Annotated in this window: 21 protein-coding genes; 4 read left to right on the forward strand and 17 right to left on the reverse strand. The window is 64.2% G+C overall.

Annotated features, from left to right (window positions below; genetic code table 11):
- Window positions 1-9: 9 nt before the first annotated feature.
- The 15 genes from tssB to AC6CDK_RS03120 all read right to left on the reverse strand — a co-directional run bounded on the left by tssB (window position 10) and on the right by AC6CDK_RS03120 (window position 17,041).
- The gene (gene tssB / locus AC6CDK_RS03050; RefSeq protein ID WP_039647002.1) at window positions 10-495 is read right to left on the reverse strand and encodes a type VI secretion system contractile sheath small subunit; all 486 of its coding nucleotides are present in this window, start codon (window positions 493-495) and stop codon (window positions 10-12) included.
- Between the two features lie 101 nt (window positions 496-596).
- The gene (locus tag AC6CDK_RS03055) at window positions 597-2,213 is read right to left on the reverse strand and encodes an esterase/lipase family protein (protein WP_192905674.1); all 1,617 of its coding nucleotides are present in this window, start codon (window positions 2,211-2,213) and stop codon (window positions 597-599) included.
- Window positions 2,214-2,228: 15 nt separating this feature from the next.
- Window positions 2,229-3,263, reverse strand: a complete 1,035-nt coding sequence (locus tag AC6CDK_RS03060) for a T6SS immunity protein Tli4 family protein (protein WP_192905673.1) — start codon at window positions 3,261-3,263, stop codon at window positions 2,229-2,231.
- Window positions 3,264-3,315: 52 nt separating this feature from the next.
- Window positions 3,316-3,771 (reverse strand): hypothetical protein, encoded by a 456-nt coding sequence (locus AC6CDK_RS03065; RefSeq protein ID WP_226048439.1) that lies wholly within the window; start codon window positions 3,769-3,771, stop codon window positions 3,316-3,318.
- A 15-nt stretch (window positions 3,772-3,786) separates the two neighbouring features.
- A complete protein-coding gene (locus AC6CDK_RS03070; RefSeq protein WP_226048438.1) occupies window positions 3,787-4,686 on the reverse strand; it encodes a T6SS immunity protein Tli4 family protein in 900 nt (299 codons plus the stop codon).
- Window positions 4,687-4,820: 134 nt separating this feature from the next.
- A complete protein-coding gene (locus AC6CDK_RS03075; RefSeq protein WP_039646994.1) occupies window positions 4,821-5,489 on the reverse strand; it encodes a DUF4150 domain-containing protein in 669 nt (222 codons plus the stop codon).
- Window positions 5,489-6,682 carry a 3-oxoacyl-ACP synthase gene (locus tag AC6CDK_RS03080; RefSeq protein WP_052269446.1) on the reverse strand — a complete coding sequence of 398 codons (1,194 nt, stop codon included), beginning with the start codon at window positions 6,680-6,682 and terminating at the stop codon, window positions 5,489-5,491. The genes AC6CDK_RS03075 and AC6CDK_RS03080 overlap by 1 nt, the downstream gene beginning before the upstream one ends.
- Before the next feature lie 6 nt (window positions 6,683-6,688).
- Window positions 6,689-9,058 (reverse strand): type VI secretion system protein TssA, encoded by a 2,370-nt coding sequence (gene tssA, locus AC6CDK_RS03085; RefSeq protein ID WP_192905671.1) that lies wholly within the window; start codon window positions 9,056-9,058, stop codon window positions 6,689-6,691.
- A gap of 49 nt (window positions 9,059-9,107) precedes the next feature.
- The gene (locus AC6CDK_RS03090) at window positions 9,108-12,575 is read right to left on the reverse strand and encodes a type VI secretion protein IcmF/TssM N-terminal domain-containing protein (RefSeq protein WP_066358072.1); all 3,468 of its coding nucleotides are present in this window, start codon (window positions 12,573-12,575) and stop codon (window positions 9,108-9,110) included.
- Window position 12,576: 1 nt separating this feature from the next.
- A complete protein-coding gene (locus AC6CDK_RS03095; RefSeq protein ID WP_192905670.1) occupies window positions 12,577-13,260 on the reverse strand; it encodes a DotU family type IV/VI secretion system protein in 684 nt (227 codons plus the stop codon).
- Window positions 13,261-13,607: 347 nt separating this feature from the next.
- Entirely contained in the window at window positions 13,608-13,976 is a 369-nt protein-coding gene (locus AC6CDK_RS03100) for a glutaredoxin family protein (RefSeq protein ID WP_192905669.1), read from the reverse strand.
- Window positions 13,973-15,019, reverse strand: coding sequence for a low-specificity L-threonine aldolase (ltaE, locus tag AC6CDK_RS03105; RefSeq protein WP_066358070.1), 1,047 nt, complete (start codon window positions 15,017-15,019; stop codon window positions 13,973-13,975). The genes AC6CDK_RS03100 and ltaE overlap by 4 nt, the downstream gene beginning before the upstream one ends.
- Window positions 15,020-15,119: 100 nt before the next feature.
- On the reverse strand, window positions 15,120-15,608 hold the full coding sequence (gene msrA / locus AC6CDK_RS03110; protein ID WP_039646981.1) for a peptide-methionine (S)-S-oxide reductase MsrA: 489 nt from the start codon (window positions 15,606-15,608) through the stop codon (window positions 15,120-15,122).
- A gap of 84 nt (window positions 15,609-15,692) precedes the next feature.
- Window positions 15,693-16,454 carry a tRNA pseudouridine(65) synthase TruC gene (locus AC6CDK_RS03115; RefSeq protein ID WP_226048437.1) on the reverse strand — a complete coding sequence of 254 codons (762 nt, stop codon included), beginning with the start codon at window positions 16,452-16,454 and terminating at the stop codon, window positions 15,693-15,695.
- Complete coding sequence (locus AC6CDK_RS03120; RefSeq protein WP_192905668.1) at window positions 16,451-17,041, reverse strand: NUDIX hydrolase; 591 nt, start codon at window positions 17,039-17,041, stop codon at window positions 16,451-16,453. The genes AC6CDK_RS03115 and AC6CDK_RS03120 overlap by 4 nt, the downstream gene beginning before the upstream one ends.
- A 114-nt stretch (window positions 17,042-17,155) precedes the next feature.
- Here AC6CDK_RS03120 and AC6CDK_RS03125 point away from each other — a divergent pair, with 114 nt between their 5' ends.
- Entirely contained in the window at window positions 17,156-18,082 is a 927-nt protein-coding gene (locus AC6CDK_RS03125) for a PLP-dependent cysteine synthase family protein (protein ID WP_039646977.1), read from the forward strand.
- Window positions 18,083-18,142: 60 nt separating this feature from the next.
- On the opposite strand, the gene AC6CDK_RS03130 is transcribed toward AC6CDK_RS03125, so the two are convergent.
- Window positions 18,143-18,943 (reverse strand): alpha/beta fold hydrolase, encoded by an 801-nt coding sequence (locus AC6CDK_RS03130; protein WP_039646976.1) that lies wholly within the window; start codon window positions 18,941-18,943, stop codon window positions 18,143-18,145.
- A 158-nt stretch (window positions 18,944-19,101) separates the two neighbouring features.
- Window positions 19,102-20,217 carry a methyl-accepting chemotaxis protein gene (locus AC6CDK_RS03135; RefSeq protein WP_039646974.1) on the reverse strand — a complete coding sequence of 372 codons (1,116 nt, stop codon included), beginning with the start codon at window positions 20,215-20,217 and terminating at the stop codon, window positions 19,102-19,104.
- A 259-nt stretch (window positions 20,218-20,476) separates the two neighbouring features.
- On the opposite strand from AC6CDK_RS03135, the gene nrfH reads away from it, so the two are divergent.
- The 3 genes from nrfH to AC6CDK_RS03150 all read left to right on the forward strand — a co-directional run bounded on the left by nrfH (window position 20,477) and on the right by AC6CDK_RS03150 (window position 23,666).
- Window positions 20,477-20,941, forward strand: a complete 465-nt coding sequence (gene nrfH / locus AC6CDK_RS03140; RefSeq protein WP_039646971.1) for a cytochrome c nitrite reductase small subunit — start codon at window positions 20,477-20,479, stop codon at window positions 20,939-20,941.
- Between the two features lie 45 nt (window positions 20,942-20,986).
- Window positions 20,987-22,453, forward strand: a complete 1,467-nt coding sequence (locus AC6CDK_RS03145) for an ammonia-forming cytochrome c nitrite reductase subunit c552 (RefSeq protein ID WP_039646970.1) — start codon at window positions 20,987-20,989, stop codon at window positions 22,451-22,453.
- 205 nt (window positions 22,454-22,658) lie between these two features.
- On the forward strand, window positions 22,659-23,666 hold the full coding sequence (locus AC6CDK_RS03150) for a 4Fe-4S binding protein (RefSeq protein ID WP_039646968.1): 1,008 nt from the start codon (window positions 22,659-22,661) through the stop codon (window positions 23,664-23,666).
- Window positions 23,667-23,741 lie beyond the last annotated feature (75 nt).

A 23,741-nucleotide genomic window follows, 5' to 3' on the forward strand; every position in this document is an offset into this window, starting at 1 on the left:
CTCTCCTCCTTATCCTTCGATCCCTATTTCGGCCATTAGCTTGGCGCGGGCGATGTCGTCAACGACCAGTTCCTGGATTTTCCTCCGGAAATCCGGGATGTTGGAGAGTGGGGCCTTTAGCGCCCGCAGTGCCTCGCGCAGCTCCAACAGGCGTTTCATCTCCGGCACCTGCTCCACGATGGCCTCCGGGCCAAAATCCCTCAGAGATTCTATCCTCAGCTTTACCGGCAGCTCCTCGTCGGGTGCATCGTAAAGCCGGTTGGAGACGGCGATGTTCAGCATGATTCCCTGGGCCTTCATTATCTCGTTGAAGTTTTCTTTGTCCACGGGCACCGGGTCCCGCTTCTCCACGGGCCGCTCGTCCGGTTGCCCGGTAAAGTCCCCTAACACCAGGATTTTAAGGGGAAGCTCCACTTCCTCGCGCCCTTCGCCATCGGCGGGACGGTAGACGATGTTCACCCGTTCCTTCGGTGCTACGGATGCTTCATTCGACATGTAATTCTCCTTTTGTGTGTGATGGGAACGTGCCGTCCGTGGCGTGTATCCCGTTGAATTCAGCTTTACCCTTCTGTCAACCGTACTGGTTCAGCCTGCCTTCAATCCTCGGCCGGCCCTCCCACCTGTTCCTCGATCCGCTTGATCGCCAGGTTCCAGACGGTTGTGAAGACGATCTTCTTCGCCGGATCTGCCCCATAGATCCTCTGGTGATCGATGGAAAAGAAATCGGCGGGCGAATCCCGACCGATCCGTGCCGTGGGAACCTTGAGGGCCTTGCCCGACGAATCGGGGACGGTGCCGTCGCCGGTGCCGGAGAAGGGCTCCAGGGCGACCACCGCCGTTGCTCCTGCGGAGGTGTCCCGTATTTCGTCGTTACTGTCCACATAGGCCCGGAATGCCCCCTTGTTCCTGAACTGGTGGGGCGTAGAATGCACGTGGGGTTCGCGGGTATAAACGATCCGGTCCGGTGAGTCGAGGGTGGTGGAGTAGAACTGGATCGTGTCGTCGTGGACCCGGGAGCCGAGGTTGTCGTGGAATTCTTCGGCTTGAGAGAGATAGCGTTGATAGAATGTCCACGGACTTCTTTTTCCTGGTCTAATTGAATCTGTTTTTTCACCCGGATCAAGCCAGTCCGGGTTCACCATCCGCCAGGGTACGTTGTCTCGGACGCGGTAGATATCCTCATAGGGGTTGCTTCGAGGAAGGCTCAGGGGCCGGCCGTCGGCCCCTGGGTAGGCGAGCCACTGCCGGCTGCCGCTATTGTCCCGGTACTCCTTGTTCGGCAGCAGTTGCAGCCCCCCCGGCATGTTCCCCAAGAGCGCCGTCACCTCCTCACCGTCGGTACCGAGGATCCAGGCCGAGGCATACCCCTTGGCCAGCCGCTCGAACATCTTCACGGGATTGAGAAACCAGTCCCAGATGCTCTTGCGGGGTCCGCCGGCAGGGCGCTCGAACCCGGCTTTCATCCGCCAGTAGGCGGCGGGTGAGCCGGTGGCCGGCTGCACGCCGTGGACGACCCCGAGCACTTTTTCTGCGGCACCGTGGAGCACGCAGGCGGACCGGGCCACGAGCCCTCCCATGGAGTGGGTCACGAGGATCACCCGAGTGCAGAGGCGTTCCAGGGGGCGCCCCGCTTCGTCCTTCAATCCTTTGGCATAGTGGTCGATGGTGGCACCGATATACTCCTTCAGCTTCCTGCCGGCCTCCAGATTTGAGGCGGTCCAGTTGTAGCCGAAGGCGTGGACCGGGAACTCGAAACAGTGTCCCACCGGCTCCTCCCATTGGTGATCGTGAAGTGCCCGCAGGATCGGTCCGTAACTCCCCCACATGATCCCGCCCCAACCCCGCTTGTCGGCTCTCGGGTAGCGTCGCAGAAAACTTTTGTCGAGCTTCGGGTTGTCGGTGTCGACCTCCAGGTAGTCGGGATCGAACTCCGGGCCGACGAGGAGGGCCTTCTTCTCCGCGGCATCAACGGATGCCAGACCGAATTTCTTTGCCATAAACCATGAAGCGTCTGGATCCCATGCCCTTTCTCCTTGATCCTCTCCCTTGGCGAACTTCAGTCGGCTTCCCATGATGCCGGGGATGAAGATGATCGGGATCACCTCCCGCTCGATGACGATCCGGTTCTGCACCTCGGTCCTGAGACCCCGTATGGTGTCGAACAACTCCCACCACTTGATGTCGATCTGGTTGATTTCCGAGGAAATGCTCACCCGTCGTTCTCCCCGTTATCTGCCGGTTCCGTACATCGGTTTCAGCGAGTTAAGGATGGCGTCCCAGATCTGCAACTTCTCTTCAATGCGGCCGTCAACGGATTCCATTTCGATGAGGATTTTGGGGTGCTCTCCCGAATCCTTTTCTCCGGCATACCGCCACATGAAACTCAGTTCTTTTCTTCCGTCTTCGTCAGCTCGTAGGATTGTCTCCTCGCCCGGCATGGCGGCAACCATTCTCTTGCCGGTACGGATTTTTTCGATCTCGACATTGCCGGCAAATCTGGTAGCCAGTAACGCCCCTAGTCTTCCCAATAGTCCATGACCTTCCGGCTCGATTTTGCGGGTTTCGACGGTTTTAATGACTAATTTCACTTCCAGCGGGTGCCCCTCGAACCGGGCGGCGGCCGTTTCCTGCTCCAGGTAGGGGAGATTGATGGCACCACGTTCGGTATAGAACCAGTTGCCAGGGGGGAGTTTGAGATCGCCGAAGCGACGGGACTGGTAGGATCTGGCGATTTCAAGCAACCAGGTCAGCATCTCCTGTTTAGCATCAGTCAAGCCGTGATACGTGAGCCATACCCCGCTTGTTCCCGAGTCAGCGAATATCAGCCAATATCCTTCATCATCAGCCCAATTGGCCCCGTAATAAAACACCCCCCGCGCCCAATCTCCCAAGCCGGGAAACTCGCGAGTCTCGATGATTACCCGCTCCTTTCCTTTGGGTGGCGTGAGTTTGCCGATCTCTGCCAGGCGCCTCTTCCATGCCTCGTCGCGGGCCTGTGCGCGGGGAACGCTGCCGGGCCAGGCAAACTCCTCGATCTCCGCGTAGCGGAGCCTCTGCCACTGGTGAACCAGCTTCATCTCCGCCGGCACATCGATGGCGAATCTTCCGATGGGGTAGGTGGTCATCCGTGGTACTCCTTTGCCAGTCGAGGGTGGCGTGCTTTTTTTCTGCGTCCCTTCGCTGCTCGTGCAGGCAAGCAGGGTGACGATCGGTGTGATGAGCAGGAAGAGGAGCGCCCTGCGCAGGGTGGCGGATATGGTCATGTGGTGGTCTCCTCGCGGGGGAGTTCCTTTCGTTGGCGCGTAACTTCATGTCTCATGTCCTGGCTGTCCCCGCTTTTTCCTCGCTCCGCTTGATCGCCAGGTTCCAGACGGTTGTGAAGACAATTTTCTTCGCCGGATCTGCCCCATAGATCCTCTGGTGATCGATGGAAAAGAAATCGGCATGCGAATCCCGGCCGATCCGTGCCGTGGGAACCTTGAGGGCCTTGCCCGACGAATCGGGGACGGTGCCGTCGCCGGTGCCGGAGAAGGGTTCCAGGGCGACCACTGACATGAAGCCAGAAGAGTCGGGGTCCCATGCTCTCGTCCCTTGCTTCTTGCCCTTGGCGAACTTCAGCCGGCTTCCCATGATGCCGGGGATGAAGATGATCGGGATCACCTCCCGCTCGATGACGATCCGGTTCTGCACCTCGGTCCTGAGACCCCGTATGGTGTCGAACAACTCCCACCACTTGATGTCGATCTGGTTGATTTCCGAGGAAATGCTCACCCGTCGTTCTCCCCGTTATCTGCCGGTTCCGTACATCGGTTTCAGCGAGTTAAGCACGGCGTCCCAGACCTGGAGCTTTTGCTCCAGTTTGCCATCAGCGCTGTCCATGGTAATGCGTATCTCCGGATACTCTCCGGAATCCTTTCTTCCCCGGTATTCCCATGCGAAGTTCAAGACGGTTTTGTTGCCATCGTTCATTCTGAGAACTTCTTCTTCTCCGTCGAGGCCGGCAACAGTCTTTTTCCTGGAGCGGATTTTGTCGATATTCAAACCGGTTGCGAATCCTGTCGCCATGGCGGCCATGGTCTTTTTGATGAGACCGGCTTCTTCTACCTTGTGCGTCTCCGTTGTCTCGATGTCGATCTCCAACCCCAGCGGGTGCCCCTCGAACCGGGCGGCGGCCGTTTCCTGACGCAAATAGGGAAGGTCCAAGGCACCATGTTTGGTATAAAACCAGTAGCCTGATGAGGGCTTGAGTTCACCAAAACGGCGTGTAGTGTAAGACTTGGCAATGTTGTTGATATTTCGAAGCATCTTGTTGATGTTCTCTGTTTCTATGATTGCGCTCCTTGTTTCAATCCAAACACCGGCATTGCCGTAATCCAATAAAACAGACCACTTCCCTTCGTTTACCATCATATAGTTCCCGTAATAAAACACCCCCCGCGCCCAATCTCCCAAGCCGGGAAACTCGCGGGTCTCGATGATCACCCGCTCCTTTCCTTTGGGTGGCGTGAGTTTGCCGATCTCTGCCAGGCGCCTCTTCCATGCCTCGTCGCGGGCCTGTGCGCGGGGAACGCTGCCGGGCCAGGCAAACTCCTCGATCTCCGCGTAGCGGAGCCTCTGCCACTGGTGAACCAGCTTCATCTCCGCCGGCACATCGATGGCGAATCTTCCGATGGGGTAGGTGGTCATCCGTGGTACTCCTTTGTCCGTGGCGGTGTGCGTCCCTTTTTTCTGCGTCCCTTCGCTGCTCGTGCAGGCAAGCAGGGTGATGATCGGTGTGATGAGCAGGAAGAGGACCGCCCTGCGCAGGGTGGCGGATATGGTCATGTGGTGGTCTCCTCGCGGGGGAGTCTCTTCCGTTCGCGCTCGAAGTCGACGAACCTCAGGTCGTAGGCCCCCGGCGCGTCGGCGAGGTGGACGTCGTCGCAGTAGCCGTCGGGGTCGTCCCCCGGACCGGTCGTTCCCTCCATGGCGTGCCGGGCGGTGAATGAGGGGAATTCGACCCTGCCGCTTTTCAGGTCCGGATGCCTGAAGGAGAAGGTGAACGGTATCCGGTGCCCCTGGTGATCGTCGGCCGCCACGGCTATATTCTCCTGCATCAGAGGCGCCGGCGGGGTGTTCCCCGTGCCGGAGAGGTTGCTGACCATGGGGTCGAGACGGCGGCAGACCGGGCGTCCTTCGAAGAAGACGTTGTTCGAGAAGTTGACGAACTTCGCCTTGCCGCCGGTGACCCCGGAGGCGACGCCGCCGAGGGAGCCCGGCTCATCTCCGCTGCTGCGGCTGAAGACCGAATCCTTCAGCATGACCGGGTGGCCGTCCACGGCCACGGTACTGCTGCCGTTTGCCACATCGACCGACCGGGCGACGTTGGTGTAGGGAATTGGCACCACGGCGTTTCCCACCGGCGTCTTGCAGACGTCGGTGGTAGTGACTACGCCGCCGCTTTCCTTGTGGACGACGGTCTGGCCGTTGACGACAAGCGTTGCTCCCATCAGGTTACTCTTTCGTTCGTTTTCGCCTGCTGTTCCCGCCGCCACCGGTTAAGGGCATGGCGATCGGTGAAGTCTCCCCGCTCGAGACAGAGTACCCGCGTCTCTCCTCCGTCGTCGGAGGAGCAGAGGGCGACCTGCTCCCCGTTGGCGAGGTCCTTGGCAAGAGCTGCGACGGCGACGACGGTCTGCACCACGCCGAGGGCCGCGCCGCATTCCCCGACGGAGAAGGCGGGGAGCCACAGTTGCCGCTCCCGGTGTGAGGGGCCGAAAACCCGTTCTTCGGCTACGGCCCATCCCAGTGCACGCTGCCGTTCGCCGTTCAGGTCGGCGACAACCAGCCCGATCTCTTCACCGGGGCAAGGAAGTCCGTCGAAGGCTTGTATGAACGCTTCGGTGAGCCCCCGTGCCTGCGCGGGATGGCCTCCGGTGCGGGGAGCGGGATCAATGCCGTGGCCCCATGATGAGACGAACGCGTAGATGGGAGCGCCCCGCTTCCGTGCCGACTCTTCCCGCTCCAGGAGGATGGCTCCGGCCGCCTCTCCGGGGATGATCCCCTCGGGGTTGGGCCCGCTCAGAAGCCTGCCGGCCGCCAGGAGTTCTTCGAGCACCGGCAGGAAGCAGAGGGAGTCGACGGCGGCGATGAGCGCTCGCGGACATCTCCCCTCTCCGAGAGCCTTCGCCGCCTCGGCTACCCGGTCAAGAAAGAGGCAGCGTCCGGAGCCTGCCTCCCGGCCAACCGGTAGATGCTCCATCGGAGAGAGGGGGGGAAGAATGTCCGCCGGACAGGGAATTGCCCCGACTTCTTCCGAAGGGATCCCATTGATGATCCATGCCGGCACCGCGTCGCCAGGGGAGGGTGAAAGGCCGCTGGCGGCCTCCCGGAGCGCCGGTGCCAGGAGCGCCAGACTTCGCTCGCTCCCGGTCAGGCCGAACCGCACGTCTTTCCCCGAAACCCGGCTGATCGTCGCACCACGCAGGGCTGTGCCGTCGGGGGCGTCGGCCACCAGAACCGTTTCGTGCCAGGCGAAGTGGCTGCGGCTGCGGATTACGGCTGACACGGAGCGCCAGGGCGTAAATCCCATGGGGGTCACGAGACCGAAACCGGTCACGGCGATCCGCTCACCGGTTCCGGATTTTTGGGCCCCGGTTTTGGAGCCTTTTCCGCCAGCAATCGATTCGCAATCCCGTTCCATCGTTATCTACCCCTTCGTCAGTCGCACCATCTCCACCGGATCGAGGCGGGCGATCCGGTGGAGGGCATCGGCGGCCTTTCCCTTGAAGCGGGGCTCGGTCTGGGAATCGAAGCCGGCCCAGGCGAGCTTCAGCCCCCGCAGGGCCAGGACCGGGTCGTACTCTTCGAGGCCGAAGGCCCCGATGTCCGCCACGACCTGCTCCAAATGGGGGAGCGCCAGCTTGGCCCGATTGGTGTTCACGAGGAGTTGGGCCAGGGCGAGACGCCAGTGGAGCTTCTCCTTGCGGGAGGCGCCGTTGCCGAGTTGTTTCTGGAACCGCTCCACCGCCTCCAGGAGTTTGCCGTCCCGAATAAGAGCCTGGGCCTCTTCCACCTCCCGGGCAATGGCCGCGGCGCGACCGTTGTTATGGCCCACAGCAGGACAGCCGGCAACGGATGCCCCGCGCTGCGCGAGCCCCGTGAGCCACTGGCGGGTTTCCGGGGTGGCAAAGGGAGTGCCGTCGGCAAAGGCCAGGTCAGGGAGGGCCGGAAGTCGCCCCACAAAGGCAGCCGTCTCCGCGCAGACCGCTTCGCGGGCGGCGGCAAAGCGGTCGCCGAGGCGGGAGAGAGCCTTGGCGGTGAGCCGGCTCAGATCGAGCCAGAAGATGAACTGGGGAAGCCGCGCCTCAGCCGCCTTCAGGAGCGCCTCGCCGTCTCCGTGGCTGGCCAGTTCCTGGAGAAGGGCCAGCACCTGCCGCTCGGGAGGAGGGATTCGGGTTCGTCCGTTTATCGACGGCGGGAGCTCGGTTACCTTCCCCCAGGCGGCAAGGCGGGAGAGCCGATAGGATACGGGGGCCGCGGGATCCTGCTGGATGAGGGCGCCGGCCGCCTCCCCCACCTGGCGAAGCGCTTCCTCCAGCATCTGAAGGGAGGAGCCAGTGGCAATCGCCTGGCAGGGAGGCTCCACGGCGGGGGCGGCGGTTTGACGGGGCGGCGCGAATAGGCCAGCGGCGGGAGCCTCGGCTTGAGCCGGCGTAGCAACCACGGCTTCGGGGGCCGTTCCTTCTCCGCCTTCCGGCGCCATGTCCGCCAGTAGTTGCCTCAGTTTCGTAAGGGACGGGGCATCCTCCAGGCGCTCTCCCAGAAAGCGGTCTATGGCGCCAAGAGTTTCCAGCACAATGCCGTGCTGCTCAGGGGGAAGGGACCGGTTTCCCTGATGATGCAGGGCGATCGCGGTCCGATCCAGCCACCACTCCACCGATCGTTGGCGCCCCCGTGTGCGGGTGGGGTAGAGGGTGCACCAGAACCGCTCCAGGAGATCGCGCCAGACGGTGAGCCCCAGAGCGAGGCCGTCTCCCCCGCGGGTCTGGACGAGCCCCACCGCCAGGTAGCTCGCCACGAGGAGGTCCTTGGACCGGGTGGCGAGGATGTCGGCTGCCATGCGTACCACCAGTTCCCAGTCGACGGTACCGGCAGCGGCGGGCGAAGTGAGCTTGTCAACCTCTGCCTGGAGTGCGTCAAAGAGGGGATCATAGCGAATGTCCTCGCCGGCCGGCCGTTCGGGGCATATCGGTTCTTTTCCGATAGATGCAATGTCCAAGGCGTGCTCCGTTCCGATGCTGGCATGCCACCCTCCTGTGTCCGGCGCGGACCAGAGGTGGAGAAAATCTCCCGGAGTCAGGGCCCGCCGGAAGGAGGCGAGAAAGGAATGCTCCAGGTTGCCGCCCATGAAAAGGGCGTGGGGGATTCCTTTGACGGTCCTCTTGGTCAGGAGGTGCCAAAGGCTTACCAGGGTGATTTTGTCATGCACCGGCCTCCGGTCGAGCTTGACGGAGAACTCTTCCCGGCCGGCATGCCCGGCGACCAGTTGTTCGAGACGGGGGATGTCCAGGAAGGATACATAGGGATCAAGGGGAGAGCCGAGCCGGTTCAGGCCGCGGCGTCGTTCCGCCAGGCCGTCCCAATCCGATCCGGGGGGCCGCACCCTTTGGAGCCCTTCGCCCATGTGCTTCAGATCATCAAAGGTGTGCGTCGCCAGATACTCGATCTGGCACCATGACGGTTCACAGGCAAAAGGGAGCAGATCCCACTGCTCTTCCCATCCCTCAAGGGGGCCGCTCCCCATGATGAGCAGCGGATAGGGGCGGCCTAGGCTGTCGCTGGAAAGCCGGACCACTCCAATGACAAGGGCATCCCGGCCGAATCCCCGGGACCAGAAGCGCCAGGAGCAGAACGGCAATGCCGCTTCGCGCCGGCTGATGAGATGGCGGTACCCGCTCTCCACCCACGTGGCCAATCCCTCGACAAAGGGAGAATCCTCACCGAGCCGAAAGTAGTCGGCTGCGGCAGGATGCTTGCCGAAGGCGGCCCAGCGCCAGGACGGATCAACGGAGGGCATCAGTTCAGCTCCTTGTTCTCCCGCGATACAAACCGCAGAATGGGTGCCCCTACCAGCACCGGGCGATCATCCGTGGCGCCGTGGCTCCGGCCATGGCGCCGCCCTGCCTGATCACCTGCTGGCTGCCGATGAACTGGTAGCTTGCCCGGATGGAGGTGATCCCCATGCGCGCCAGCGCGTCTTTCTCGCCCGGGAACTCACCGGCCGCAAACGTGCGATGCCCGCTGGCGAACTCACGGAGGAAGTCCGGGAATGCCTGGGGTCCGGCATATCGTTTTGTGAGCACCTGGTCGCCCGCCTCGATCTGGAAGATCACGTCGCCGCAACTGTCGGGCGACCAGTAGAAGGTCTTGCCCACGGGAAAGTTCTGGTTTACGAGAGCCTGGGCTTGCCCGGCGCACTGGAGCTCCAGTCTCGTGCCGTGCGGCTTGATCCGGGCCTCGGGGTTCGCGTCGGTGGGAAGTCCCTTGATTGCTACGGTGTAGTTTGACTGCCGGCCGGATGTCATGGCATTGAGCTGTGCCCCTTTGCCCAAAAAGGCGAAGAGGGATCCCTCCAGCGGCAGCGCCCCGCCCAGTGTCTGCCGGGGGGCATACCCCGCTGCCGTGCCCCGGACAAAGGGGGCGGCCGGGCCCTTCACGAAGCGCCAGGCAAGGCCGTCGGGGCCCAGCAGCATCGGGCCCGCCTGTTGGGGGGGCATGCCCAGGGTGGGGGCGAGGACCTGCTCCTCCCAGAGGGTCTGGAGTTGGCAGCCGGCTTCGCGCCTGACGTATCCCCAGAGGAAATCGAGGGGACCGGTGACGAGGCGCCAGAGGGCGTCGTCGGCACCGGCGCCGGCGATATCCCGCTTCAGCCGTGCGGCTGCATTCCAGGCTGCATGGAAGGGGGTTTTCCCCGTGGCGGGATCATCGGTGAAGGTCTGGGATGCCAGTTGGAAGGCCTGCTGCCGCGATGATGCGGCCGGAGCGATGGCCGCCAGGGCCGTCTGGTATTCCTGCCAGTTGTGCGCAGCCATGGGGGGCGGATCAATGGCGCTGGCCGCAGCCTCGTTTCCCAGCCTCCTGCGGATGGAGGCCATGAGGCGACGGCTTTCTCCGGTGACGTGGGTTGCCGTATCGGGCGCGGAGACGGCGCCTCCGGCCCGCGCAACCTGGAATGCGAAGAGCTGTGCCGCAAAAGAAGGGATTTCTGCCGTGCCCGCCAGGGGATGCAGTTCCTGGGACATCCGGTTGATGAACGCGAAGTACGGACCGTGCCCGGTGGCCATCCGTGCTGCGGTCTGCTGCCACTCCCCGCTGCCCCGCAGTCTCTCGGCGCCGCGGGGGAATGAGGCCGCGAATTCCTGCCACACCTGGATGCACCGGGTCCGGTGCCAGGGGGTGAATCCTTCCCGTGCCTTTGCCAGAAGGCGGGAGTCGCCCACCGCGGTTTCCAGCTCGCGCATGAGGCTGTCGATCCGGTCTTTGCCCTTGCCGGTGAAGGACGGGGCGATCGTCGGTTCATCCGGCGCCGGCACGCCTCCTCCCCAGAATTCCGCCAGGGTTACGGGTGACAGCCCTCCATGGCGGTCGACCCAGGGGGCGAGCCAGGAGAGGCTGCCGTCCTTGAGCGCGAGGGACCGTCTGAGCCAGCCCTGGAGCTGGGCCGCCTCGCGGGCCACATCGGGAGAGTCGGATCGCCATGCAAGATAGTGGAGATAGAGCTCTCCGAACCGCTTGTGCGCGTCGGCGACCGACGGGGTTTCAGCGGCCATGAACGAGAGGGACGCCGGCTGGGGGAGGGCGCGCAGATCATCGAGTCCCCTGCCTGCCCGGCTGGCGGTAAGGATGTTGATCCGTCGCGCCAGGTGGATGGCGTACCGGGCAAAGAGTTCGTCCTGCGTGGCAGCGGAGAGACCGTTCACCCCTTCGGCCAGGTGGCGGTCATAGGGGGCGAGAAAGCCGTCCCGGAACTGGCTGCAGAACTTGTCCTTGAGGACGGCTTCCACCCGCCGGCTTTCATTAAGCCCGAGCCGGGGCGCCCACCAGGCGCGGTTCCGTTCTTCCACGCGCAGGATCCCCTGGCGGATGCTCTCAAGAACCAGGAGGTTATTCACCGGATCCGCGCTGAGGGGAGGTGTCCGTTCGAACTGGCGCGATACCTCGCGGATGGTGGCCATGTTCTTCACGAAGGAAAAGGACAGGAGGCCACACAGGGCCAGACCCAGCAGCAGCCAGGAGAGGATCCCCAGGTTGCCGGTGACGGCGCGCCACTGGACGGCCCGGTGCGTCGGGGCCAGGAGTGCCCGGTCGGCGGGAAGGACCCGGGCAAAGAAGTCGTGGAGGAAGATGCCGCGGTTGGTGTCGGGGAGCAGCCGTGGCCCGGCAATGGTGCCCAGTGTTTCGCTGAACCGGGAGCGGGGGCTGCCGGTCTGCCGGCCGCTGGCGAAGAACACCCCCCGCAGCAGCGGGGTTTCCTGGTAGGGGTTTTCGCGGAACGTCCCCTCCATGAACGCGGTGAGCCCCTCGCGGAGCCCTGCGAACTCCTCGGGGAAAAAGGCGAGAGCCGGCGCCGCGTCACGGGCCTCGGGCCGGTGGAGAATCTGGAGCCTGAGGCTCCTGAGCCGTTCGGTTACCGTTTCCAGCGCCTTGGCCGTGAATGAGCCCACGTCGGCGGTCAGATCGCGGTTGATCATGCCCATGGGCTGGCGCAGCGCCTTTTCCGGCAGAAGCTCGGCGAAGCAGTTCATCCCTTCGACAAGGTCGCACTTGGTTACGAGCACGTAAACCGGTACCCGCACCCCCAGGGCGCGCATCAGTTCATCCACCCGGCGGCGCATGGTCCGCCCATCCTCGGCGTTTTCCTCCTGTCCGCCGGAAAGGAGGCGGTCTGCGGCCACGGTCAGGACGAGGCCGTTCAGGGGTTCGCGCCTCCGGTGCCTGACCAGCAGTGCCAGGAGCTTCTGCCATTCGTCCCGGTCCCGGTCCCCATTGACCGGTACGGCGTAGCGGCCTGCGGTGTCGAGCACGACGGACTCTTCAAAGAACCACCAGTCGCAGTTGCGCGTACCGGCATCACCGGCGGCCCGCCGGGCATCGGTGAAGGGAGAGGCGAGCCGGGCGCTGGCAAGGCTCGTGCTCTTGCCGGAGCCGCTTTCGCCGATGACCAGGTACCAGGGAAGCACGTAGAGGGGGTTTCCCCGTCGCCTGAGGTGCGAGCTTCTGAGGGCTCCCACCCCTTCCTTCCACTGATCGGCGAGCTGGTCCAGGTGCTGCCGGCCCCCGTCGGACAAGGAGTTGAGTCCGCCTTGTTCCTGCTCGATAACCTCCCTGACGAAGTGCCGCTCCCGGCGCCGCAGCAGTACGGACCGCAGCAGCATGGCCCCGACTGCGATGCCGGCGAGGAGCAGCAGCAGGCAGAGGGCCACCCACCAGGGCCAGTCGAGCGCCAGGACGATCCCGGCCATCAGGAATATCGTGAGCAGGGCGACACCCGCCAGCAGCAGCCATTTCAGTGATTTCACCATTCGTTCGTTCATATCAGTACGGTACCGTCCTCAGGAACGTGTCCCCCACGCCCGAGAGCGTGAAGCGGTAGGCAAGGAACAGGATCAGGAGCAGAACCACCGGCGCAGCCGCCACGACTGCCGCGAGCGCCCGGTTTCCGGTTCCGCGCCCGGGCCGGATGGCTGCCGGTGGCGGTCCGGCGGGCCACGCCTCGGGAAAGAGTTCGGTCCGTTCCAGGGGTGGCAGGCCCACCGAGCTGCCCATGAGCAGTTTCAACTGGGCGGTCTTCAACTGTTCCAGATGGTACTCGTCGCCAGGTTTGCAGTACTTGCCGGCGAATCCGAGGGCCAGGCAGAGGTAGAACACCTCCCGCACCTCCCGCTGATTGAGCCCGAGCGCCGTGAGCCTGGTGAAGAATTCCTCCCCCGCGTCGGTGGTGGCGTAGTGGATGCGCTGGAGTTGCTCCTTCAGCCAGGTATTTTTTTCTTCCCATGCCGAGGAGAGAATCGACTCGTCGATCCAGGCGCAGACGGCGAAACGCGCCAGGTCGAATTCCTCCCGGTCGAGCCCTTCGCTGCGGGCCGCGGCATCCGCCGCCGCCATGAACCGTTCGATTTCGCCGCGGATTTCTCCGTAGGGGGGCTGCCGGACCGCAATGGTCCTGAGGGAGTGGTTCAGGTAGGCCATAACGTCTGTGAAGCAATCGGTCAGATGCATGGATGAAGATCCTCTCTGTCGGTCGCAGGTGATGCAGGCGTCCGAAGACAGGGGCGAAACCGGCACCGGTGGGTATGACGGATCGCGGAACCAGGGCAGTGCCGTGGAGTACGCCGACTGCCGTGAGTTGCCGTTCGCTGTGATGGGAAATGCCAGGAAAGGTCTGGATTCCGGTGAATCGCGCGGGCCGCCGTCCTAGCGGGTGGGAATGGGGCCGGTCTCCTCTGTCATGAAAATCGCCGGCATGGTAAAAGGATACACATTAAAAGTCAATAAAAAACTTTGGGCATTTTACCAAGTAACAGGGGGTTGGGGAGCTGCCGCTGTGTACGGCACGAGGGGGATGCTCACGGCGCAGGGGAGAGGATGTCCGCCATGGCTCGCTCAATGGCGGGGATGTCGCAGCCGTCGAAGACCTTCTTCCCTCCGTCGAGGACTACCATGGGCACGATGTCGCCGCCGTAGCGCTCGCGCCACTCCCGGAACGCGGTGCGGTCGCGGCGGATGTCGCGACAGACGTAGGGGATGCCCTTCCCGGTGAAAAACCTTTCCACCGCATCGCAGTAGAGTCAGCCTTCGCCCACGAAGACGACCACTGAGGGGTAGCGGGATTCGGCTGTCCGGCCGGGCTTGTCCGGGGCGGAATGAAGCAGTGCCGGCGTGAGCGACGCGGTAGCGGCAAGGACAAGCATGGCGGCGAGGCTGCGGACCGTCATGACGGCGCTCCCGGGTGCATCCCGCCGTGGCCGGCGAAGAATGCGCCGAATGCCGCGAGAACCCGCTCTATGTCCGAAGATGTCACGTCCAGGTGGGTGACGAGACGGATACTTTCCCGGCCGGAGATGAGGATGCCCCGCTCGTTGAGAAACGAGGCGAGCCGGTCCGCCGTGTGGAGAGGAAGGCAGAGGAATATCATATTGGTCTGGACCTGGGCCGGGTCGAGGGCCAGCCCCGGGATGGCGGCCAACCCCTCGGCCAGGCGGCGGGCGTTGGCATGGTCCTCGGCGAGCCGGTCCACGTTTCCGGTCAGGGCCAGGATGCCGGCGGCCGCCAGGATGCCGGCCTGGCGCATGCCTCCTCCGACCGCCTTGCGCCATCGGCGGGCCGTGGCGACGAACTCCCTGCTCCCGCAGAGCAGCGACCCCACCGGGGCGCCGAGCCCCTTGGAGAGGCAGACCGACACCGAATCCACGTGGCCGGCGATCTCGCGGACCGGTACGCCGAGCGTTACGGCGGCATTGAAGATGCGGGCGCCGTCCATGTGCAGGCCAAGGCCCTGCTCGTTGCAGAGCTGTCTGGCGCGTGCTAGGTAGTCCAGGGGAAGAACCCGTCCGGCATGGGTGTTTTCCAGGCAGAGGAGCCGGGTGCGGGCGAAGTGGATGTCGTCCGGCTTGATGGCGGCGGCCACGGCTGAGAGATCGAGGGTCCCGTCGGGTTCCACCTCCAGGGGCTGGGGCTGGATACCCCCCAGGGCGGCGGCCCCGCCCCCTTCGTAGCGATAGCAGTGGGCGGTCTGGCCGGCGATGTATTCGTCACCCCGCCGGCAGTGGGCCAGGAGGGCCAGGAGGTTGGCCTGGGTGCCGCTGGCGGTGAACAGGGCCGCTTCCGTGCCGAGCGTCGCGGCGCCCAGTTCCTCCAGCCGGTTCACGGTCGGGTCTTCGCCGTAGACGTCGTCCCCCACCTCGGCTCCCGCCATGGCGGCGCGCATGGCAGGGCTCGGCCGGGTAACGGTGTCGCTGCGCAGGTCAATGATGTTCATGGGATCCTCGTGGGATGGGGATAGTGTGCGTGTGCCGGATCATTTGCCCGTGGGCGGGAGCTCCCGCTCCGGGCTCGTGGAGGCCCCGCCGGGCCCCGGCCTACCAGCGGCAACTGCCGCTGCCCCGCTTTTCCAGGTAGTGCTGGTGGTATTCCTCGGCCCACCAGAAGGTGGCAGCCGGAACGATCTCGGTGACAATGGGGCGGGAATGGCGCCCGGAGCGCTGCTCGTGCTCCAGGGATGCCCGGGCCGCCCGCTCCTGGTCCGGCGAGTGGTAAAAGATGACGGAGCGGTAGTTGGTGCCGATGTCGGGGCCCTGCCGGTTGAGCTGGGTCGGGTCGTGGCAGTCCCAGAAGACCCGCAGTAGGTGGTCATAGGTGACGGCAGCGGGGTCGAAGGTCACCTCCACCACCTCGGCGTGGCCGGTGGCCTTGGAGCAGACCTCTTCATAGGTGGGGTGCTCCTTCCATCCCCCCATGTATCCCGCCAGGGTGGAAACAACCCCGGGCACGCGGCGGAATTCTTCTTCCACATGCCAGAAACAGCCGGCACCGAAGGTGGCCTTCTCAAGATTCGCATTCTCTCCCATGACATGCACCTCCCTGCCTGAAAAGAGTAACACAGTGCGCGATTGTTGTCCCTGCGCGTACCATATGCGCCGCCGGGGCAAAAATCAAGGCGGCGCGGGTTCGACCGGCCGCCTGCGACCGGTCGCCGCAGCCAGCCAGCCGAGGCGGTCCAGAAGGCGGGCAAGTTCCCGGTCCGGCGGGGCGGCAATGGTCAGGATTTCACCGCTTGCGGGATGGGGGAGCGAGAGCTCCGCGGCGTGGAGCAGGAGCCGGCCGCAGCCGAGCTCTTGCCGGAAGAATCGGTTGTGGCGCCCTTCGCCGTAGGTGGTGTCGCCGATGATCGGGTGAAAGATGTGCTTCATGTGGCGCCGCAACTGGTGGCGGCGGCCGGTGCGGGGCCTGAGCTCCGCGAGCGAGTAGCGGGAGGTGGCATGGCGCCCCGTTGCCACGGGCAGTTCCGCTTCAGCGAGTCGCCGGAAGGCGGTTACCGCCGGCTGAGGCGCTGCCGGTGAGCTCTTCGCACTGTCCAGCCGATCCGGTTCTGCGCTCAGGGGATGGTCGATGATTCCCTCCGGCGGAACAATCCCCCGGGTGACCGCCAGGTAGGTCTTGTCCGCCAGTCCGCCGGCAAAGGCATCACCGAGCGCGCGGGCCGTTGCCGGGTCCAGGGCGAACACCAGGACGCCGGAGGTGGGCTTGTCGAGGCGGTGAACGGGATAGACCCGGCAGCCGAGGAGGTCGCGCACCTCCTGGAGAGCGAAGCGGGTCTCATGGCGGTCGATGGGGCTGCGGTGCACCAGGAGCCCGGCCGGCTTGTGCACGGCCACCAAGTAGTCGTCGCGAAAGAGGATCTCCACAGCGCTCATCCCCGCGCCCTGCCGAGGAGGGCCAGGAGCTGCATCACGAGCCGGTAGGTGATCCCCCACAGGACCGGTTTCCCTGACACGGGAAGGATGATGGCCGGCCGCTCGAAGAGTTCGCCGCCGAAGCGGACCGGCGCGGTCACGTGGCGGGCGGGATCGCACAGTGCCTCCAGGGAGACCCAGAAGGCGTCGCGGACCTCGCCGCCCGGATGAAGGGAAAGCGCTCCGGTCACGCCGTAGACGAAGCAGGACACCCGGATCGGCAGGTGGGCCCCCTCGATGTCGGCAAGCCGGCCCAGCAGGCGGGCCGAGGCCAGGTCGACGCCCAGTTCCTCCCGGGTTTCCCGTTCGGCGGCGGCGCGGGGACCGGCATCGCCCGCCTCCACCTTGCCGCCCGGAAACCCCAGGTCGCCGGACCAGGGATCGCCATCGTGGGGGGAGCGCTCGATGAAGAGGACCGACACCCCGCTGGCGTCCCGGCGCAGGATCAGTGCCACGGCTGCAGGGGTATAGGCAGGGGCGGCCGGCCGGTTTTCCCCTCCGGCGTCCTTCAGGGTGCGTTCGATCTCGTCAAGGGTCGGGTTCGTCATGGGGATTTCCTGGGGGCAAAGGCCGGGGTGGCTCGCGAATGTTGTTTTTTACGGCATGTTCGTATAGCATGAAAGGGCATTAAGCACCTTTTTTCCGTTTAGAGGAATCCTGCCATGGAGCATCCCCCCTTTTCGCTTGCCGGCAGCATCGGCATCACCCCCCTCGTTGAGCTGCGACACCTGAACCCGAATCCGCGGGTCCGCATCCTGGCCAAGTTGGAGGGGAACAACGTGGGCGGTTCCGTCAAGGACCGTCCGGCTCTCTACATGCTTGCCAAGGCGGAGGAGTCCGGCGAGTTGGTGCCGGAGAAGACCATCCTGGAGCCGACCTCCGGCAACACCGGCATCGCCCTGGCCATGCTCGGCACGGTCAAGGGATACCGGGTCAAGCTCGTGATGCCCGCCTGCGTGAGCCTGGAACGGCGCGCCGTGCTGGAGGCCTATGGCGCCGAGTTGGTCCTCTCTCCCCACGACGAGGCCACCGACGGTGCCATCCGGCTGGCCCACCGCATCCTGGAGGAGGAGCCGGACCGCTACTATATGCCCAACCAGTATGCCAATCCCAACAATCCCCTGGCCCACTACGAGACCACTGCGCCGGAGATTTTCCGCGACACAGGCGGCGCCGTCGACTTCTTCGTGGCCGGCATGGGGACGGGCGGCACCCTGATGGGAACGAGCCGCTATTTCCGGGAGAAGAAGCCTTCCGTGCGCATCGTGGGGGTGGAGCCCCGGCTGGGTCACAAGGTGCAGGGGCTCAAGAACATGCAGGAAGCCATCGTGCCTCCCATCTACCACCCCGAGGCCCTGGACCTGAAGCTGACGGTCCATGACGAGCCGGCCTTTGACACGGCCCGTGAGCTGGCCGCCCGCGAGGGCCTTTTCGTGGGGATGTCCAGCGGCGCCGCCGTGGCGGGCGCCGTCCAGGTGGCGCGGGATGCCCCGGCTGGCAGCACCATCGTGGTGCTCCTGCCGGACCGGGGAGACCGCTATCTCAGCACGGTCCTGTTCCGGTCGGTTTGCGGCAAGTGCCCCCCCTGAGAGGTCCATGCGCCTGATGTCCCACCCCAAGCCCGCATCCCGCGGGCTTTTTCATGTCCGCTACCAATTGCCGAGCGAGGTGAGGAATTCCAGCAGGCAGTCGTTGAAGGCCCCCGGATGCTCCAGGTTGGCCAGGTGCCCCGCCTCGGGCACGATGCAGAGCCGGCACCCCGGAACGCCGGCGGCAATGGCCCGGGAGAATTCGGCCGGAATGGCCCGGTCACCATCGGCCCCGATGGCCAGTGCCGGCACCCGGAACCGGTCCAGAAGCGCGCCGTAGTCCGTGCGCTCCCGCATGGCCAGGAGCCCGCCCGCAAGCCCCCGCGAATCGGTGGCGCTCATCCATCCGTAGACCTCCTCAACCAGTTTCGGCCGCTCCGTGAGGTTCTGCTCGGCAAAGAGTACCTCCACAAACGCGTCCGCCACCAGTTGAGGCCCGAACTTCATCACCTCCTGGGCCAGGTGCAGCCGCCGGGCCTTGCCCGCCTCGTCGTCGGCCGGCGCCCGGGTCACGATGAAGCACGCCCCGGCAACCCGCTCCGGGTAGCGATCCAACAGGTTCATGAGGACGTAGCCCCCCATGGACATGCCGCCGATGACCGCCTGGCCGATCGCCAGATGATCCATGAGCGCCACGATGTCGTCGGCAAAGATCTCCATGGAGTAAGGGCCGTCCGGGGCATCCGATTCGCCGAAGCCCCGCAGGTCGGGGGTCACGAGGCGAAACCCGGCGCCGGTCACTGCCTGGATCTGGGGATGCCACATCTTTCTCTGCAGGGGAAAGCCGTGGATCAGGATCAGGGGCGGACCGCTGCCCTGGTCGTCATAGGCGAGGGAGATGCCGTTCACGAGAGCCTGCATGGAGGAGTCTCCTTTCAATCGTCATTGGATCAATGGGAAAACCATATACCATGCGGCGCCGTGGGGCAACAACCCCGATGGGAAAGCAAAAAAAAGCCCGCAGAAGCGGGCTATTGCAGGCAGTTGCGTACGTTTTGGGATGAAGGGCGGACGGAGGGTCAGCCGTTGCGCGAGATTTCCTCCAGATTGCCGGCAATGACCGAGGCGGTGGCTGCCTGCTCCTCGGAGGCGGTGGCGATCTGGGTGATGACGTTCTTGATCTCCTCGATGGCCTGAACGATGGTCACCAGCGACGATTCCGCCTGGAGCGAGAGGCTTTCGCTCACTTCGGCCTCCTGCTTGGCGTTTTCGATGGAACCCACGGCCTGGCGGGTTTCCCGCTGGATTTCGGCCACCATGGCGTTGATCTGCTTGGTGGAGTTCATGGTCTTGACTGCCAGGTTGCGGACCTCGTCGGCCACTACGGCGAAGCCGCGCCCCTGTTCGCCGGCGCGAGCCGCCTCGATGGCGGCGTTGAGGGCCAGGAGGTTGGTCTGGTCGGCAATTTCGTTGATGACGTTGATGATCTCGCCGATCTTCTCCGACTTGCCCCCCAGGGAGTCGACGATGGCGGCTGAATCGCGGACGATCTGGGCCACCTTCTGCATCTCCTGGACCGACCGGTTGACGATTTCCTGCCCCTCGTGGGCGTTCTGGGCCACCTGGACCGCCGAGTCCGAGGCGTTCGAGGTGTTGCGGGCCACCTCGGTCACGGTCATGCTCATCTCTTCCATGGCCGTGGCGATCTGGGCCACCCGCTCCTCCAGATATTCCTTGCGCTGCAGTTCCTGATGGTTGCGCTCGTCCACTTCCTTTTCGGCGGTGATGTCGTCCCAGCATGCCATGTAGCATTTGACCCTGCCGGGATTCTTCTTGTCCCAGATAGGGAAGGCCGTGGTGCGGAGCGTTATCCCCCCGATGGGGATCTCGGCCGAATGGGGCATCTCGCCCGGTTTGCCCAGGATCATGCGCACGCGGTTCGGGTCTTTGTGGAACTGGTGGATGGAGTGGCTCATGGCGCCGGCCACATCGGCCCCGCGCAGTCCGGCATTCAGTTCGGCGCGGTACTTCGACATCAGCTCCCGCGCCGCCTTGTTCATGTAAAAAATAGTGTTTTCAGGGGTCGCATCGCAGAGCATTACAATGTTCTTCACGTTTTCAAGCATCTGCTTGAGCACATCCAGTTCGGCGTCCTTTTCCTCCAACTGTTTCTTTATTCCCGATGCAAAAAACACGGTAGTACCTCCTTTGGACGGAAACCCTCGTGCGGTTCGGCACTGAACCACTATTAATCTACATCGGCAACAGCGGCAGATTCTTTATGGCAGAGGCGCATTTTTTTGCGCTCTGCGGCGAGGTTGCCTGCCGATGGGGATGAATGTTCGAGGTGTTGACTTGAGTCAAACAATCCGCGCCAATGATTTGTATTCTAACTATCAACCGCAGGCACTCGCGGCAGGCCGACCGGGGCGCCGCACTCGATAGGAGAATGGAATGGGAATCTCATTGTCACGACAGGTCCTGGCAACCACGCTCGTCGTCGGTATTGCGGGAGCGGCGATGGCGGCGTTCGCGCTGGTGGGCCCGCCCCGCCTGCTGGAGCACTCGGAGTCGCCGGCATTCTGCGCCGGGTGTCACGTGATGGGCGAGCAGCACGAGGCTTGGAGCCACGCCGGCGCCCACCGGAGGATCAGGTGCGTGGACTGCCATCTTCCCAACGGCAATCCGGTGGCGCACTACGTCTGGAAGTCCATCGACGGCATGAAGGATGTGGTGGCCTTCTATTCGGGCCATGTCCCCGACCCCATCACGCTGTCGTCCCATGGGGCAAAAGTCGTCCAGCAGAACTGTGTCCGGTGCCACGAGGCAACGGTGACCACCATGGACCGGACCCGCCAGTGCTGGGGCTGCCACCGGCAGTTGCGGCACAAGCTGACCGGCGCCATGGCCACCCGGTGACGGGTCGCCACAGAACATGCACTTACCGCAGGAGAGGAGAGCGATATGAATAAGAAAAGCATGAAGCGTTGGGCCGCTGTCACTGCCCTGGCCGCAACGGCAGTGGTGGCGGCGGCCGGAGCCGGCTGTGCCCCCAAGAAGGTGGAACAGGCCGGCAGGGCCGTCATCCCCGACGGCACCATCGACCCGGCCGAATGGGGGAAGGCCTACCCGGTCCACTACGATCTCTGGAAAAAGACCGAAGAGCCCACCGTGGCGGGTAAGAGCCGGTACAAGAAAGGGTATGACGACGACGGCGTCTTCTACGACAAGCTGGACGAGTTCCCCTTCCTGGCGCTCCTCTACAACGGTTGGGGATTCGGCGTGGAGTACAAGGAGCCCAGGGGCCATGCCCACATGGTGCGGGACCAGTTCGAGGTTGACCCGGGGCGGGTCAAGGCGGGAGGCTCCTGCCTCACCTGCAAGACCCCCTATGCGCCGGCCCTGCAGCAGCGCCTCGGCAAAGACTACTTCTCCAAGCCCTACCAGGAAGTCCATGCCCAGATCCCCAAGGAGCACCAGATGCTGGGCGTGGCCTGCATCGACTGCCACAACAACGATGACCTGTCCCTGAAGATTTCGCGGGGCTTCACCCTCGGCAAGGCCCTGGAGAAGCTCGGCGTGGATCAGGCGAAGCTCTCCACCCAGGAGAAGCGGACCCTGGTCTGTGCCCAGTGCCACGTCACCTACAGCATTCCCAAGGACGAGACCATGAAGTCGACCGATGTGTTCTTCCCCTGGGACGGCAGCACCTATGGCGGCATTACCATCGAGAACATCATCGCAAAACTGCGGAGCAACCCGGCACACGGCGAGTGGACCCAAGGGGTAACCGGCTTCAAACTCGCCTTCATCCGCCACCCCGAGTTCGAGCTCTTCTCCAACAACAGTGTTCACTGGCAGGCGGGGGTCGCCTGCAGCGACTGCCACATGCCCTACACCAAGGTGGGCACCCGCAAGGTTTCCGATCACCGGGTCATGAGCCCCCTGAAGAACGATCTCAAGGCGTGCCAGCAGTGCCATGCCGAGAGCCCCGAATGGCTCCGCAACCAGGTCTACGCCATCCAGGACCGGACCATGTCCCAGTTCATCCGGGCCGGATACGCCACCGCCACCGCGGCCAAGCTCTTCGAAATGACCCACAAGGCCCGGGCCGAAGGGAAGCAGATCGACAAGGCCCTCTATGACCAGGCCAGGGATCACTACGAGGAGGCGTTCTACCGGGTGGTCTTCATCGGCGCCGAGAACTCGGTCGGGTTCCACAACCCCACCGAGGCCCTGCGGATCACGGGCGACGCCAACTCCCACGCGGGCAAGGCCGAGGCGCTCCTGCGGCAGGCCCTGACCAAGGCCGGGGTGACGGTTCCCCTGAAAGTCGACCTGGAACTGGCCAAGTACACGAACAACCGTGGGGTGAAAAAGCTCATGTTCAAGCCCGAGCACGAGATCAAGGATCCCCTGGCGGCAAAGTAACTCACAATGTAATCCAACATAAGCAGCCAAGCATAACCACGGAGGGCCCAGAGGAAAACGTCGAGGAACGCAACCCCCGGAATCTCATCTGCATTGTGACGACAGCCCGGCTTGTTTCAGGAGTTGACCGCAATCCAGCGTTTTCTTTCCGTAGCCTCTGTGCCCTCTGTGGGTAGCCGCTTGTTCAGGTTTATCGAGGTATGTCATGAAAGTTAGCCATCTCCCCATACGCATTCCCTTCTGGCGCGCCCTTGTCCAGTGGGGCTTCTTCGCCTGGGTCGTCGTCATGGGCATCCGCTTCGGCGTCTTTGTCCGCCACTTCGAGACCGGCGGCGCAACCCCGCTTGTTTCCCGCCCGCCGGGCGTGGAAGGGTTCCTGCCCATCGGCGCCCTGGCCAGCACCAAGCTCTGGCTCGCCACCGGCACCATCAACCCGGTCCACCCGGCAGCCCTGGTCATCTTCCTCACCATCGTGGGCATGAGCCTTGTGGCGAAGAAGTCGTTCTGCTCCTGGCTCTGCCCGGTGGGGACCCTGTCGGAGGCGGCCTGGAAGCTGGGACAACGGCTCTTTGGCCGCAATTTCCGGGTCTGGCCCCGGCTCGATTGGGTCCTGCGGGGGGCGAAGTACCTGCTGCTCATCTTTTTCGTCAAGATCATCCTGATCGACATGCCGGCCTTTGCCCTGGCGGCCTTTCTCGATACCCCCTACTGGGCCGTGAGCGACGTGAAGATGCTCCACTTCTTCACCAGGATGTCGGGCACCACGATAACGGTCCTCGCCGTGCTCACGGCGCTGTCGCTCCTCTACAAAAACGCCTGGTGCCGCTATCTCTGCCCCTACGGCGCGCTGCTGGGGGTGGCGAGCTTCCTGAGCCCCTTCAAGATCCGGCGCGACGCTGCCGGCTGCACCGGCTGCCGCAACTGCTCCAGGGCCTGCCCGTCCGGGCTTCCGGTCCACGAGCGCGAGACGATTCGCTCCGCCGAATGCACTGGCTGTCTCACCTGCGTGGCCAACTGTCCCCAGCGGGAGGTGCTCCGCATGGCGCCGCCCCTCTGGCGGCGGCCGCTCCCGGCATGGGTGTTTCCTGCCGTGGTGGTGCTCCTCTTCGCCGCCGGCATCGGCACCGGCATGGCCACCGGCACCTGGCAGAGCTCACTTGCCTATGAGGACTACCGGCAGCTCATCCCCATGGTGCCGTACCTGAGCCACTGAGGAGGATGCGAGGGGCTTGACCCCCGTCCACGACGGGGTACTGTATATCATCAAACATGGAAGAACAGGAGGTGT

The organism is Geobacter sp. PheSNFMC (assembly GCF_059620965.1).

Excerpts from the sequence above, each read along its gene's own strand:
- AC6CDK_RS03115 (WP_226048437.1), bottom strand. The coding sequence starts at position 16,454 with ATGAGCGCTGTGGAGATCCTCTTTCGCGACGACTACTTGGTGGCCGTG.
- AC6CDK_RS03090 (WP_066358072.1), bottom strand. The coding sequence starts at position 12,575 with ATGAACGAACGAATGGTGAAATCACTGAAATGGCTGCTGCTGGCGGGT.
- AC6CDK_RS03150 (WP_039646968.1), top strand. The coding sequence starts at position 22,659 with ATGAAAGTTAGCCATCTCCCCATACGCATTCCCTTCTGGCGCGCCCTT.
- AC6CDK_RS03145 (WP_039646970.1), top strand. The coding sequence starts at position 20,987 with ATGAATAAGAAAAGCATGAAGCGTTGGGCCGCTGTCACTGCCCTGGCC.
- tssA (WP_192905671.1), bottom strand. The coding sequence starts at position 9,058 with ATGCCCTCCGTTGATCCGTCCTGGCGCTGGGCCGCCTTCGGCAAGCAT.
- AC6CDK_RS03120 (WP_192905668.1), bottom strand. The coding sequence starts at position 17,041 with ATGACGAACCCGACCCTTGACGAGATCGAACGCACCCTGAAGGACGCC.
- AC6CDK_RS03125 (WP_039646977.1), top strand. The coding sequence starts at position 17,156 with ATGGAGCATCCCCCCTTTTCGCTTGCCGGCAGCATCGGCATCACCCCC.
- msrA (WP_039646981.1), bottom strand. The coding sequence starts at position 15,608 with ATGGGAGAGAATGCGAATCTTGAGAAGGCCACCTTCGGTGCCGGCTGT.
- ltaE (WP_066358070.1), bottom strand. The coding sequence starts at position 15,019 with ATGAACATCATTGACCTGCGCAGCGACACCGTTACCCGGCCGAGCCCT.
- nrfH (WP_039646971.1), top strand. The coding sequence starts at position 20,477 with ATGGGAATCTCATTGTCACGACAGGTCCTGGCAACCACGCTCGTCGTC.
- AC6CDK_RS03095 (WP_192905670.1), bottom strand. The coding sequence starts at position 13,260 with ATGCATCTGACCGATTGCTTCACAGACGTTATGGCCTACCTGAACCAC.
- AC6CDK_RS03060 (WP_192905673.1), bottom strand. The coding sequence starts at position 3,263 with ATGACCATATCCGCCACCCTGCGCAGGGCGCTCCTCTTCCTGCTCATC.
- tssB (WP_039647002.1), bottom strand. The coding sequence starts at position 495 with ATGTCGAATGAAGCATCCGTAGCACCGAAGGAACGGGTGAACATCGTC.
- AC6CDK_RS03070 (WP_226048438.1), bottom strand. The coding sequence starts at position 4,686 with ATGACCACCTACCCCATCGGAAGATTCGCCATCGATGTGCCGGCGGAG.
- AC6CDK_RS03130 (WP_039646976.1), bottom strand. The coding sequence starts at position 18,943 with ATGCAGGCTCTCGTGAACGGCATCTCCCTCGCCTATGACGACCAGGGC.
- AC6CDK_RS03075 (WP_039646994.1), bottom strand. The coding sequence starts at position 5,489 with ATGGGAGCAACGCTTGTCGTCAACGGCCAGACCGTCGTCCACAAGGAA.
- AC6CDK_RS03080 (WP_052269446.1), bottom strand. The coding sequence starts at position 6,682 with ATGGAACGGGATTGCGAATCGATTGCTGGCGGAAAAGGCTCCAAAACC.